Here is a 12,713-nt window from a genome sequence, read left to right on the forward strand (position 1 = left end):
CAGAGCTACTGATTAAACCGGATGCTGTTCAGCTGAATAATGTCATTGTTAGGTTTGCTCCACTTTACCACAACCACGTACACATCATGCCGACCGGTAAAGGGTTTGTCGAGCTGGCCCGTTACCTGATTCGTTGCCTTCCAGTCGCCGGTAGCTTTGTAAGGAACGCGACTTACCACCGGCCCCGCGTAAGAATCGAGCCGGACTTCAATTTCACCGTCTTTGTTGAGCGATGAATAGTCGTACGTCAGCGATTTGATGGTCGTCATATCGATGTTTTTCAGAAGTACATACGCCTTGTTGCTTCCTGCCGACAGGCGACTGCCAAAGCGGGGGAAACCAACGTACGCATCAGCATTCAGGGTCTTAACGGTAGCATTCCGCAACGTGATCACCTCCGAACTGGTGAGCGGGTCCACGCTTTTTGACCCCTTGTCGGTATAGCTGGCCAGCAGAGTGTACTGCCCGCGGGCGTCTTCCGGCTTGTGTTCGTTGAGGGCGAGGGTTCCCTGTAACGGCACGGCTTTTTGTTTGCGGGCATCGGTTAGCGAGAAGATGTACTTCACCATTTCCTGCGCATCCTGTACCGGAACCTGCGGGTGGGCGCTCATCAAATGGTCTTTGCTCCAGTTGCCGCCCCCGCCTTCAATAATTTTCCGGGCCAGCCGTTCCACACTGCCCGCCTGCCCTTTGTAGCGGTCGGCAACGGCCAGAAACGTAGGGCCAACGGAAGGTTTATCAATCGTATGGCAGGCTTTGCAGTCACTACCGGCAACCAGCGTTTTTCCGAGCGAGCCACCGCCCAGTTGGGCTACTTCCTGGTGTCCCTGCTGCGGAGCCGCCAGCAGAGCGCCGTTGGGCTGGGCACTGTATTCGTAAAGCACCTTAATGCGTTTGGGGTCAATTTTTTTATCTTCCTGGTCGGCCACTTTCACCGCATAGGTGAAGGGTTTGTTCTCCCAAAAGAACGATTTGTTGTCTGGCGTGGTAATGGCTACCTCTGGTTTGGCATTACCAACTTTTACCGAAATGGTATCCATTCCTACCTGCCCTGCCAGATCGGTCACTTTCAGGATGGCGTTGTACACGCCGGGTTGCGTATAGGTGTAGGTGGCCATGGGTTTGGTTGAGCCTACCGTTTTGCCGTCAAACAGCCATTCGTACGTTACCTGATCGTCATCGTCCAGGTCGGTGCCGCGCCCGGCGAACTTCACCCGCAACGGAGCCAGACCAATGGCTTCGCGAAGAACGGGGGCATTCCGACCGTCGGAGGTGAGGTAGGAGCGGGCACTATGCTGGGCTGCTGCCACGGAATCGACCACACTGGCGCGGGCAATGGGCGGGCGGTTGCCGGTATTGTATTCGATTTTCACCAGCCGGGCGTCGTCATTATCGGCTCCATACACGGAACCGTACTCCAGCATATACATGACCCCATCCTTGCCGAAAGACAGGTCGATAGGTCGCCGAAAATCGCCCTGAGCGGCCATGAACGGCTCGGTACGGATGTAGTTGTCATCTTTATCGACACGCAGTGCCAACACCCAGTTGCGCATCCAGTCGAAGATGAACAGGGCGCCATCGTAGTAGTCCGGGAATTTGTTTTTCGACGGCGAGTTGCGATCGTAGGCGTAAAACTCACCGGCCATGGCACTGCGCCCCCCCTGTCCCAGCTCCGGAAATTCTTTCGAAGCTGCGTACGGATACCAGATCATAGCCGGGTTCGTTGGCGGCAGGTTCTTCAGCCCGGTACTCTTGGGCGAGTTATTGACTGGCGCTTTTGGGTCGAAGCGGGGGCCAACGGCATTGGTCGCAAAGTCCAGATCGCCATACGGCTGGCTATTGCCAATGAACAGTGGCCAGCCGAAGTTACCGGCTTTTTTAGCCTGATTAAATTCGTCGTAGCCGCGCGGGCCTAATGTGCTGCTGTCTTTTCCGGCATCGGGGCCAATTTCACCCCAGTACAAAACCGACGATTTCGGGTTGAGGGCAATGCGGTACGGATTCCGCAGTCCCATGGTGTAAATTTCGGGCTTGGTCTGGGCTGTTCCCTTCGGGAATAGATTGCCTTCCGGAATGGTGTAGGTACCGTCGGGCTGAGGGCGAATCCGCAGAATTTTACCCCGTAAGTCGTTGGTATTGGCGGCTGTACCTCGTGCATCGGCCGCCAGATGATCGGGGCGGGCGTCGATGGGCGCGTAGCCGTTGGAGGGAAAGGGGTTGGTATGGTCGCCGGTGGACAGGTACAGGTTTCCGGCTTTGTCGAACGCCAGCGAACCGCCGTGGTGCGATCCGGGCTGATCGATACTCGGCACCGTCAGCAGGATTTTCTCGGAAGCCAGATCGAGCGTATTGTCATCCTTCACCACAAAGCGGGACAGGTTATAGGACGGGTCCTGCGTAAACTGAGGGGAATAATAAATGTACAGAAAATGGTTGGTCGAAAAGTTAGGGTCAAGGGTAATACCCTGCACGCCATGCCCTGCTTTGGTAGGGACATCGAAGCGATGCACCAGCTGACTTTTGTTGGTCTGGCTATTGTAGACGGATAGGTTGCCACTCCGTTCGGTGAAAAATACGCGCCCGTCCGGTGCAACGGCCAGTTCCATCGGCTCGTTCAGGTCATTGACGAGCACCGTTTTCACAAACCGGTTCTCTTCTGGGGTAACCGTTGCATAGGCTTTGCTATAATCGAGTGGTTTGCCACTGCCCATCACCCAGTTCAGGGCTCCCAGCAGGTGCTGCACAAAGAGCGGTTCGCTGAAGCTGGCATCTTCATGACCGCCACCGGTATAGTAAGCGCGCCCTCCGTCGAACTCATGGTACCAGGCAATGGGGTGATTGCTGCCGTTAATGCCGCCATCGTAGGTGCTTTCGTCCAGATTGGCCACCACCGTCAGGTCGGAGTAGAGCGACCGGTAGTTGTACCATTCGTCGGTACGCTCCCAACGGTCGGGGAGGTGGGCGGTGGATGGGTGATTTTTGTCTGTTACATCCACCGTTGCTTTGCGCACGTTGGAATTGCTGGGGTGGCTGGCAAAATACCCACCGGCGAGTTTGTTGTACCACGGCCAGTCATACTCGGTATCGGCCGCTGCATGGATGCCCATGTACCCGCCACCGGCCTGGATGTACCGCTCAAAAGCCGCCTGTTGTTTCTGGTTCAGCACATTGCCGGTCGTACTCAGGAAAACAACGGCGGTATAGTGTTTGAGGCTGTCGTCATTGAAGTAATCGGCATTTTTGGTCGTGTCGACCCGAAACGCGTTCTCACGGCCCAGTTTCTGAAGGGCGGCAATCCCGAACGGAATGGACGTGTGTTTCCAGCCTTTGGTCTTCGAAAAGACAAGTACCCGTTTGGGGCCGACCGGAGCTGAAGGAGCTGTTGATGGTGCGGGTGCTGCCGACGAAACCGTCGATGGTGTGTTTTGTATCGTCGTTTTTTGATTGCTGACGCAGGCATAAATCGCCAGGCTAAGCCCGGCAATACCCAGAAAACGAATGGACGAATTGATTGAGCGTGGTAACCAGATCATGGAGAAAAGGGTTGGATGTCAGGCTGGTAAAAAGGGGTTTGAGTAGTCTTGCCGGAGGTATCTGCACCGGTGCAGATAGTTGCTTTTTATAAGGCGTACGAGCCGGTAAACTACCTGTTTAGCGAACGGTAAAATGGCATACGATGAAGAATACGGCGTTTTGATTTTTCTTTGTGTTTTTAGTGCCGCAACGGCAGACCGTCTCCGTGTTCACTATCTTTACTTCATGAATCGTCGTACGTTTATCAAGCAATCAGCCGGGGCAAGCGCTGGCCTGATGGTGGGTCAGTCCCTATGGGCAGCGCCAGCCGCCGACTTCCCCGTTGTGCGGACAGCCGCAGCCCAACGCAATTTCACCAGCTCGGCCGTTGAGCAGACCATCCAGCGAATGCACAAAACCATTCGCGACCCGGAACTGGCCTGGCTTTTCGAGAACTGCTTCCCCAACACCCTTGATACCACCGTGCAGGTGAGTACCGGCAATGGTCAGCCTGATACGTTTGTCATTACCGGCGACATCGACGCCATGTGGCTGCGCGATAGTACGGCGCAGGTGTGGCCTTATTTGCCACTCATTAAGCAGGATAAGCCCTTACAGCAGTTAATTGCGGGCGTTATTCGCCGGCAATCCCTGTGCATTCGGCGCGATCCGTACGCCAACGCCTTTTACGCCGATGCCAATAAAGAGGGCGAATGGAAGAAAGACGTAACGGCCATGAAACCCGGTCTGCACGAACGCAAGTGGGAACTCGATTCGCTTTGCTACGCCATCCGGCTGGGGTATCACTACTGGAAAACAACCGGCGATACCAGCCCATTCGATGCCGACTGGCTACAGGCCATGCAACTCGTTTTGCAAACCTGCCGGGAGCAGCAACGTAAAACCGGTCGCGGACCTTATAAATTCAGCCGCGAAACGTCCTGGTCGACGGATACCGTGCCGGGCGATGGCTACGGGAATCCAACGCGCCCCATTGGATTGATCAACAGCATCTTCCGTCCATCCGACGATGCAACGGTTTTTCCGTTTTATGTACCCTCGAACTGGTTTGCGGTAGTATCGCTTCGGCAACTGGCTACGATGGTCGAACAGATCAAACCGACTGCAACGGCTGCCGGGACCGCCTTATCGGCTGATTGCCGCGCCCTGGCCGATGAGGTGGAGCGGGCGCTGAAACAATACGCCATTTATACGCACCCTAAGTACGGGAAAATGTATGCTATGGAAGTGGACGGGTACGGCAATCACCTGCTTCAGGACGACGCTAACGTGCCGAACCTACTGGCTCTGCCGTATCTGGGTGCTATGCCTGCCAGCGATCCGATCTATAAAAATACCCGTCGCTTTGTGCTCAGTCCGGACAATCCTTATTTCTTCAAAGGAAAAGCGGCCGAAGGCGTCGGCAGTCCGCACACGCTGGTCAATAACATCTGGACCATGAGCCTGACCATGCGCGCTCTTACGTCTACCGACGATCAGGAGATTTTGGCGCAGCTTCGTCTGCTGAAGAAAACCCATGCCGGAACGGGCTTCATGCATGAATCATTCAACCAGGACGACCCGGCCAAGTTTACCCGAAAGTGGTTCGCCTGGGCCAACACCCTCTTCGGCGAACTGATCCTGAAAGTCGCCAACGAGCGCCCGCAATTGTTGAGCAAAGTTCTGTAAGAGAAGGGGCAAGTGTAATAGCTTGTTATTTACAGTTGAAACTGTTTACTATGAGTAAACTTTCTCTAGATTACTAAATGTTTAATATCATAGCACGCCGTATGTTACTTGACTATTGTCGGTTGTATCCTCAGGCGTCCAGTGCCTTAAAACAATGGTATGCTGAATTGTACGAGCAGGAGTTTGCGAATTTTAATGAACTAAAGGCAACTTACGGAAACGCGAGTGTTGTAGCTGATGATAGGGTTGTGTTTAATATAATGGGTAACAAGTATCGACTGGTTGTCCGGATGGTATTCGCGTTTAAGACAATTCAGATTAAATGGTTTGGTACTCATGCTGAATACGATAAAATTGATGTAGCGACTGTACAATACGAAAGACCATGACACTTAAGACGATAAAGAACGAACAGGAATACGAGGAGTTAATGGCGTGGGTTGACGAACAGTTTGACAAAAAAGTCCAGCCAGATAGCCCTGTAGGGGAGACCTTACAGGTAGCGCTCCTGCTGATAAAGTCGTACGAAGATGAACATTATCCTATTCCTGCTCCTGACCCCATTGACGCCATTCGTTTAAAAATGGCTGAAAATGGCTATAAGAATAAGGACTTTGTTGGTAAGCTAGGTAGCAAAAGTTACGTTTCTGCGGTATTAAACAAACGCAAGCCGCTGACGCTCGAAATGGCTAAATTCTTTCACAAAGAATTAGGGATACCCGCCGGGGTTCTGCTTGCCTAAATGAGTGAATAGGGCCAACACCCTCTTCGGCGAACTAGTCCTGAAAGTCGCCAACGAGCGCCCGCATCTGTTGAGCAAAGTGGTGTAAGTGAATACAGGCTGAGTAATTTCCGATGACAATGCGATTAAATTACTCATGGATGAATGAGTAGTATTGCATTAGTACGCAAGGAACGATATTTTTAGACGTTAACTAAAAGGGTTATGTATCGAACATACATAACCCTTATTTTTCTGCCCAAACCGCTACTTACTACTCATGAACCGATTAATTACCTGCTTTCTGCTTTTAACAGGCATTTGCTCCTCTCTTTTTGGCCAGCAGGCCTATGATGCACAGCCCGGCAAACCAGCTCAGTTCAATGGAATTGATTACGGCTTCGAAATACGAAACGAACGTCGTGTCGATATTGGCGGGGAGCGTTTCATGCGCTACGAACTGTCCGTTTATGCGACAAACAAGAGCAACTGTACCAAGATCATGTTCCCCCGTCAGGCGTTGCTGGATCAGAATGACCAAAATGAACTGGCCCATTTCGATTGTCTGAACGCCACCGGAAAACGCCTGACCTCTAAAAGCGCAAAGGTTCTGGCGCGGCCATTCACCGTGCCTTATCGGCAACGGGTAAAGAACGCCGAGGGAAAAGAAGTGGTAACGATAACCAACATTCAGGCCGGGCACATGCTGCGAAACGGCGAAACCGTGAGTAACTCCCTTATTGTCATCGTTCCCGATGGCGAACAACCGGTCATGAAGGTTCGGATCATGGAAATCCCTGACTTATAGGTTGCCGTTACCGACTCGCTTGCCAGGTTCCCGTTGCCTGACCACCATCCAGCTCCCAGGTTCCTTTGAGTACTGATTTAGCGTAATTTCCGGATAGGTTAATGTCTCCGCCTTCCGGATAGGCGTAGGTGATCGTTAATTTGCCGTTTTGCCAGACAACCGTTTTCAACTCAGCGGTATACTGGTCACCACTATTGTTGATCGCGGTAATCTTTCCTGTTATTTTTCGATTGCTGTCCTGACTAAGGACCAGTTCGAGTTTCCCGGTTGTCGGGCCATCAAATGTGCCCACCCATTTGCCGGTTAGGGTTGTTAGTGAATCGCTCGTGGCGGGCGCAGTTTGTGCTTTTACCGCCTGAAAGGTGAGCGTAAGTAGTACGACTACTGAGAGTAATGTTCTGATTGCCATTTTTTGTTAGGGAAAAAATTAAGTGATTGGAGCCACTGTCTGACGCCTTGATGCAAAAGAGAACAATTTAGGGCGAATACTCCGTACATGCTTGTTATCAATTCGTTACGCCAGCGGAACCTGAATCTCGGCCGCTTTCTTTATGACAAAGGTTCTGGCTTCGTCATACTCCTCGGCGGTACGTAAATGCTCCAGCATCAGCGGTACTTCCTGGGGTAAGGACGTGACGTTACGGATATAAGCGGCATAATCCAGCCGACCTCGGCCCGGCATGGTCTCCATAAAATGACCATCTTTCGGCGCAATGTCTTTGGCGTGAGCCGAAATAATCCAGCGTCCTAATTTCTGAAAGGTGTCATTGATGAGGGCCGTATTCGTGAAAAAACGCGCCGGACTGTTAATGATGTTAGCAATGTCTACGTGTGCGCCAAAGGCCGGACGGTCAATGGCTTTGATGAATTTGAGGTAGGCGTCGGGACCATCGGGCAGGCTCCACCCCATCATTTCGAGCGCAAATTTGGCCCGCTTTGGTTTCACGGCATCGATAACCTTCCGACAGTTCTCGACGGTAGCGTCAAAGTAGTCTTTGCTCAGGTCGCGCGCGTCGGGACCATCCCAGTTCGTGGGGCTGAACGACCCGCCAATGTTGACACAAACCCGCGCGCCAACGGCCTCCGCCAGCGCCAGCCGATCGGTGACGTACGCGAGGTTTTTGCGCCGTTTTTCAGCATCCTGATCCAGCATATTCACCCAGGCACCCACTTCGGCAATGAGCACATTCTGAGCAGCAAACGCCTTGCTTATGGCTTCAATTTTGTTTGTATCGGTCAGCTCGACCGCAGGAACATAGGCCGCACTGTACTGCAACCGCCGATGTTCGCGCGCCAGCTCGTCGGGGTCTGTGCTTTTCAGGAAGATAGGGCCGCCAAGTCGGAGCGGTTTCGGGGCTGCGCCGAAAATCGGCCGATAGGAGGGCAGTACGGCGCTGCTCGCCAATAGCGCCGACGACTGCAAAAAGGTGCGACGGGAGAAAGATTTCATTAGGGTAGGAGGGGAAAAAGTACAGAACTTAAAGCTAGCAAAAATCGCCCGATACAACAGTCCACTACTTCTTTTTCGTTGACTCAGCCCAGCAGTGGCACCAGTACCTCACCCCGGCTCAGCAGTCGTGCTGTTCGGATAACGCCCGACTTACCAATCTCCATCATCCCATTTTGAACGTTTTGCTCCAGCCGGACCGTAAACTCACCCGTGGGATGTTCCACAGAATAACCGGAATCGTCATTTTTAGGTAAAACGGCAATTCCGTCGGCCACGGAGCCGGGCAACAAACAGGCCGTAGCGGTAGAAACGGCTCCCAATACGCCAATAGCTTCGTGAACCCGGTGCGGAATGAACGTTCGTGTACTAATCATGCCGCCCGCTCGGGGTGGCGCAATTAAACACAGTTTCGGTACGGTTTTGTTAGTCACATCACCCAGGTTCATGAGCGGGCCAACGGCGAGCCGGATGCCTTCGAGGGTTCGTTTCAACGACTCATCGGCTTCGAGTTCGGCGGGGGATTCGTAGCCGGTAACGCCAAAATCGGCCGCCCGAAGAATCACCTCCGGCATCCCGTTGTCAATGCAGGTTACCTCAATGCCGTTTACCCGGTTCCGGATTTGGCCCGTGGGTAACAATGCACCGCAGGTCGACCCGGCAATGCCCAGATAGTTACAGAGAATCGGTGCGCCCGTTCCCGGTACGCCATCGACTTTGGCACTGCCTACGGCCGGGTTACTCGCATACTCAACAACCCCGCCGGGTGTTTGCACCGTTACTTCGCAGATGCCGCCCGTATTCACCATGTTGATGCGGGCTGTAGTCGTTGGACTACCGGCTGGAAACAGCCCCGATTCGATGGCGAAGGGCAGGACGGCCGCCAGTATGTTTCCGCAGTTTTGTCCGTCCGATACCCGCCCGGCTCCCACGACTACCTGTAAAAACAGGTAATCCAGATCGGTATCAGGTTTGTCGGATAAACTGACGACCGCCACTTTGCTGGTCAGGGATGTAGCGCCACCCAGCCCATCAATCTGCCTGGGATCACCACCGCCACCGCCCTCCATTGCGGCCAGAATCAGGCGGTGGCGTTCAGTTTCATCGGCGGGAAGGTCAGTTGCCTTGAAGAACAGCCCTTTGGACGAGCCTCCTCGAAACTGCATGACCGGAATGGCACGTTGTGGCATGGTTTATCGCTGAGTAGGATCAATTAGATTTTCAAGGCTGGTTAGGGTGGCCCGCGACATCACCGGCTCAATATGCTGTGCGCCGAGCATGGCGACAACGGCTTCGAGTTCATGGCTTCGGCGGAGGGCGTGGGTTTTGCTGCCTTCCAGAAACCGGTCGATCAGCGCGTCGTTGCCACCAACTACCGACAGAATCTGCGCTCGAATGTACGGTTCCAGCCCAAACGAGCGGCCCGCGTCTACAGCTTCGCCAATTACGGCGGCAATGCCCTTGTACACAATGGACCGGAGCAGCTTTCGCGTGGCAGCCTCGCCCGTCTGATCGCTCAGTACAGCAATATTCAGTCCCAATGGCAGTAGCAACTCCGCATACCGATCGGCACCGGGACCCGATACCAGAAACGGCGTTAAAATGCCTTTGGGCGGTACGGGTGCCATGATGGCAACATCCACGACCTGAGCGCCGGAAGGACTGATGATGGCTTCGACCCGGCGTTTGGTATCGGGTGAAGCCGTGTTCATTTCGGCGTATAACTGCCCCGGTCGAAGAATCGGCAATACCTCGGCAGCAACGGTTTCCGCCACTGCCGACAGGTTGACGCTTAGAATTACATCGGCGTTCAGGACCGCTTCGGCATTGCTGCCGACCAGGGTTACGGTCGGTAATAGATCTCGTTTAAGCGCCGGGTCATAGCCAACAACGGTTACGCCCAGGCTGGCTAAATCATTGGCGAAACGACTCCCCGCTTCACCCAGACCAAGTAGTGCGATTTTCATTTGTCTAGTTCCACCCGTAAATTTGAATGGATGTTTTGCCCTGCCGGAGTTGTTCGCGGATGGATTCTTCGCGGGCCTCGCGGGCGGTTGCTTTTTCGAATACGTCCTCAATACGGTCCTTGGGCACGACTACCACGCCATCGCGGTCCCCCACAATGATGTCGCCGGGGTGAACCACTACGCCACCAATGATGATGGGTTCGTTCAACGTGCCGCCTTCTATACTTGACGTACCCTTGATGCACAGTCCCCGGCTGAACACCGGAAAACCCATCGCTTCGATGTCGTCGGCATCGCGGACGCAGGCATCGATCACCAGCCCGGCAAGGCCTTTCGTTTTGGCACCCAGACTCATTAAATCACCCCAGTAGCCCGCTTCGTAATAGTCGGAGCAGTGGGCCACGAGTACATCACCCGGCTGAGCATAGGCATACGCCCGATGCAGGATCTTGTTGTCGCCCGGTATCGTCTGCACGGTATACGCTGGGCCACAGATCTTCATACCGGGCGCAATCGGTTTGATGGCCGAGGGTAGATTACCGGCCTTGCCGAGTGCTTCGTGCAGGGTGGCGGTAGAGAATGGTGCGAGGTTGGAGTGGTTCATTTTGTGAGTTGTTACACGGAGATGCACGGAGAAAAAAGAGATACACAGAGTTTTTTTGATATTTCTCTGTGTATCTCCCGCTCCGGCGTACCGGTGTTTTCTCTGCGAATCTCTGTGGCATAAAATTTAAAAAATACTCTCCGTCACTCTTGGCACCTGACGCTGATGCGCTTCGGCGAATTGAATGTGCTTTTGCCCGGAAATCCGGCGGGCGTGGTTGGCGCGTCGGGAGGCCAGTTCGGCGTAGTAATCACGCAGGTAGGTTTGCGCACCCATACAGGCCATAGCCGCTCGCTTCTTTTCCATCACCGACGTAATATCCACAAAGGTGTCTGGTACGAAACCACACAGTTCGGGCTGGTGCGGCTCAAACGAATACCAGACGGGTGGGTCGATGTTCTTGAAAGCGCTCGGAACCCCCGCACCCGACGACAGCAACCGCGCCCGTTGCACCGCCTGAAACGCCAGTGGGTGATCGGGATTGAATGGATCTTTTTCGCTGTGCGTCAGGATAACGGTCGGCTCGAAATCGCCGATGAGGTTGGTCAACTGCTCCACCCGCTGGTCGGTCAACAGCATTGGGTAGTCACCCCAGTCCAGGAATTGAATCGGTGTACCGAGAATGTCGGCGGCCTGTTGCGCCTGCTCGTGCCGTATCGCTTTCACGCTGTCGACACTGCGTTTGGGGTCTTCTTTCCAGAGTTCGCCCGACTCGCCCCGTTCGCCATACGACAGGGCAACGACCAGAGTTTCGGCCCCTTCTTCCAGAGCCTTGGCAATTGTGCCAGCCGCCCGCCAGACGAAATCGCCGGAGTGGGCACCGATAATGAGGAGTTTGTTCATGTTCAATGTAGAGACGCAATACCTTGCGTCTCATTTCCGGATGGTTTCTAACCTGTTAATGTATTGCTGACGCGTGAGGAGACGCCAATGGCTGACGCGTGAGGAGACGCCAATGGCTGACACGTGAGGAGACGCAAGGTATTGCGTCTCTACGGGGATGGCATGGGCGTGCCTTGTGTGTGAAAACTGGGGATGGTGGGCAAACCCCAGGCCTGCCCGCGTTTTCGTTCTTCCATGGTCCAGAAAACGGTTTTGTAATCGGGGTCGGTGATGAGCCGGGCGGTGGTGTTGGCAATCTCAATGCGGTTGCCGCCGGGCTCGTAGACGTACAGAAAAAACGTTTGCTGAATGATGTGCTTGTGCGGCCCCGTCTCGATCTGGATGCCGTTTTCAAGGCAAATGTCGGCAGCGATCAGCACCTCCTCCCGACTGTTCACGGCGTAGGTAAGGTGGTGAAACCGCCCCTGAAGAGCCAGATAGTCGAGCGTGACGGCCAGATCGTAGGATTTTGAATTGACCATAAACCACACGGCACGCGGGTTCATGTTTTCTAAATCATCCACAATACTTTCGCTCATAATGCCGCCCAGGGTTTCCAGCTGAAAATCGCGGTACGCCCGTACATCACTGGCAAACAGGTTGAGGTGGTCGATACGCCGGACGTTGATGCCCCGACCGGGAAAGCGGCTCGCCGTGTTTTTCAGCGCCGACTGATCCTGCGGGCCGCAGCGGTACTTTTCGGTTTCGAAGTAAATTTCGGTCAGGTGCCCATCGGGCGAGCGAAATTCAAATGCCGGACCGTGGCCCAGGTCGCCGTCATTCCAGCCGATGGCGTAGGGCGTTTGCCGAATAGCTTCTACCCGGCGCTGGAGGGCTTGCGGACTACGGGTACGCCAAGCAAAGTGACGCATACCGGCCTGTGGACTGGCCGTTAGCTTCAGGGTATGGTGCTCGTAATCATCGTAAGCCCGCAGGTAGATGGAATCACCGGCGGTAGCCGTGATCGACATACCCATGATCTCCGTAAAAAAGCGGGTACTTTGGTCGAGTTTGGGCGTTAGTAGTTCGACGTGGCCCAGGTGAGCCAGATCCCAGATAGTTTCGTTCATGGTTGGCAC

12 protein-coding genes are annotated in these 12,713 nt (G+C 54.1%); 4 read left to right on the forward strand and 8 right to left on the reverse strand.

The genetic code is table 11. The features are described 5' to 3' along the window. Nucleotides 1-5: 5 nt before the first annotated feature. Nucleotides 6-3,536 (reverse strand): ThuA domain-containing protein, encoded by a 3,531-nt coding sequence (locus tag CRO74_RS15370; RefSeq protein WP_097126907.1) that lies wholly within the window; start codon nt 3,534-3,536, stop codon nt 6-8. A 226-nt stretch (nt 3,537-3,762) separates the two neighbouring features. Between CRO74_RS15370 and CRO74_RS15375 the strand changes: the two genes are divergently transcribed. From CRO74_RS15375 to CRO74_RS15390, 4 genes are all read left to right on the forward strand, one after another. Next, nucleotides 3,763-5,205, forward strand: coding sequence for a glycoside hydrolase family 125 protein (locus CRO74_RS15375; RefSeq protein ID WP_097127121.1), 1,443 nt, complete (start codon nt 3,763-3,765; stop codon nt 5,203-5,205). A 101-nt stretch (nt 5,206-5,306) separates the two neighbouring features. Beyond that, on the forward strand, nt 5,307-5,594 hold the full coding sequence (locus CRO74_RS15380) for a type II toxin-antitoxin system HigB family toxin (protein ID WP_245877875.1): 288 nt from the start codon (nt 5,307-5,309) through the stop codon (nt 5,592-5,594). Continuing rightward, a complete protein-coding gene (locus CRO74_RS15385; protein ID WP_097126909.1) occupies nt 5,591-5,947 on the forward strand; it encodes a helix-turn-helix domain-containing protein in 357 nt (118 codons plus the stop codon). The genes CRO74_RS15380 and CRO74_RS15385 overlap by 4 nt, the downstream gene beginning before the upstream one ends. 259 nt (nt 5,948-6,206) lie before the next feature. Further along, on the forward strand, nt 6,207-6,734 hold the full coding sequence (locus tag CRO74_RS15390; protein ID WP_097126910.1) for an ABC transporter permease: 528 nt from the start codon (nt 6,207-6,209) through the stop codon (nt 6,732-6,734). A 7-nt stretch (nt 6,735-6,741) separates the two neighbouring features. Here CRO74_RS15390 and CRO74_RS15395 read toward each other — a convergent pair whose 3' ends face one another. From CRO74_RS15395 to CRO74_RS15425, 7 genes are all read right to left on the reverse strand, one after another. Beyond that, nucleotides 6,742-7,143 carry a hypothetical protein gene (locus CRO74_RS15395; RefSeq protein WP_097126911.1) on the reverse strand — a complete coding sequence of 134 codons (402 nt, stop codon included), beginning with the start codon at nt 7,141-7,143 and terminating at the stop codon, nt 6,742-6,744. Between the two features lie 105 nt (nt 7,144-7,248). Continuing rightward, nucleotides 7,249-8,184 carry a sugar phosphate isomerase/epimerase family protein gene (locus CRO74_RS15400; protein WP_097126912.1) on the reverse strand — a complete coding sequence of 312 codons (936 nt, stop codon included), beginning with the start codon at nt 8,182-8,184 and terminating at the stop codon, nt 7,249-7,251. A gap of 83 nt (nt 8,185-8,267) precedes the next feature. Further along, a complete protein-coding gene (locus CRO74_RS15405; protein WP_097126913.1) occupies nt 8,268-9,371 on the reverse strand; it encodes a 4-oxalomesaconate tautomerase in 1,104 nt (367 codons plus the stop codon). 3 nt (nt 9,372-9,374) lie between these two features. After that, the gene (locus CRO74_RS15410; protein WP_097126914.1) at nt 9,375-10,148 is read right to left on the reverse strand and encodes an NAD(P)-dependent oxidoreductase; all 774 of its coding nucleotides are present in this window, start codon (nt 10,146-10,148) and stop codon (nt 9,375-9,377) included. Between the two features lie 4 nt (nt 10,149-10,152). Next, the gene (locus CRO74_RS15415) at nt 10,153-10,752 is read right to left on the reverse strand and encodes a 4-carboxy-4-hydroxy-2-oxoadipate aldolase/oxaloacetate decarboxylase (protein ID WP_097126915.1); all 600 of its coding nucleotides are present in this window, start codon (nt 10,750-10,752) and stop codon (nt 10,153-10,155) included. Nucleotides 10,753-10,878: 126 nt separating this feature from the next. Further along, entirely contained in the window at nt 10,879-11,595 is a 717-nt protein-coding gene (locus CRO74_RS15420) for a PIG-L deacetylase family protein (protein WP_097126916.1), read from the reverse strand. Nucleotides 11,596-11,744: 149 nt separating this feature from the next. Next, on the reverse strand, nt 11,745-12,704 hold the full coding sequence (locus tag CRO74_RS15425; RefSeq protein WP_097126917.1) for a VOC family protein: 960 nt from the start codon (nt 12,702-12,704) through the stop codon (nt 11,745-11,747). Between the last annotated feature and the right edge of the window lie 9 nt (nt 12,705-12,713).

This window comes from Spirosoma fluviale (assembly GCF_900230225.1).
Classification (GTDB): domain Bacteria; phylum Bacteroidota; class Bacteroidia; order Cytophagales; family Spirosomataceae; genus Spirosoma; species Spirosoma fluviale.

Bases quoted from the DNA above. Each gene is read 5' to 3' on its own strand.
- CRO74_RS15370 (WP_097126907.1), bottom strand. From the start codon at position 3,536: ATGATCTGGTTACCACGCTCAATCAATTCGTCCATTCGTTTTCTGGGT.
- CRO74_RS15375 (WP_097127121.1), top strand. From the start codon at position 3,763: ATGAATCGTCGTACGTTTATCAAGCAATCAGCCGGGGCAAGCGCTGGC.
- CRO74_RS15380 (WP_245877875.1), top strand. From the start codon at position 5,307: ATGTTACTTGACTATTGTCGGTTGTATCCTCAGGCGTCCAGTGCCTTA.
- CRO74_RS15385 (WP_097126909.1), top strand. From the start codon at position 5,591: ATGACACTTAAGACGATAAAGAACGAACAGGAATACGAGGAGTTAATG.
- CRO74_RS15390 (WP_097126910.1), top strand. From the start codon at position 6,207: ATGAACCGATTAATTACCTGCTTTCTGCTTTTAACAGGCATTTGCTCC.
- CRO74_RS15395 (WP_097126911.1), bottom strand. From the start codon at position 7,143: ATGGCAATCAGAACATTACTCTCAGTAGTCGTACTACTTACGCTCACC.
- CRO74_RS15400 (WP_097126912.1), bottom strand. From the start codon at position 8,184: ATGAAATCTTTCTCCCGTCGCACCTTTTTGCAGTCGTCGGCGCTATTG.
- CRO74_RS15405 (WP_097126913.1), bottom strand. From the start codon at position 9,371: ATGCCACAACGTGCCATTCCGGTCATGCAGTTTCGAGGAGGCTCGTCC.
- CRO74_RS15410 (WP_097126914.1), bottom strand. From the start codon at position 10,148: ATGAAAATCGCACTACTTGGTCTGGGTGAAGCGGGGAGTCGTTTCGCC.
- CRO74_RS15415 (WP_097126915.1), bottom strand. From the start codon at position 10,752: ATGAACCACTCCAACCTCGCACCATTCTCTACCGCCACCCTGCACGAA.
- CRO74_RS15420 (WP_097126916.1), bottom strand. From the start codon at position 11,595: ATGAACAAACTCCTCATTATCGGTGCCCACTCCGGCGATTTCGTCTGG.
- CRO74_RS15425 (WP_097126917.1), bottom strand. From the start codon at position 12,704: ATGAACGAAACTATCTGGGATCTGGCTCACCTGGGCCACGTCGAACTA.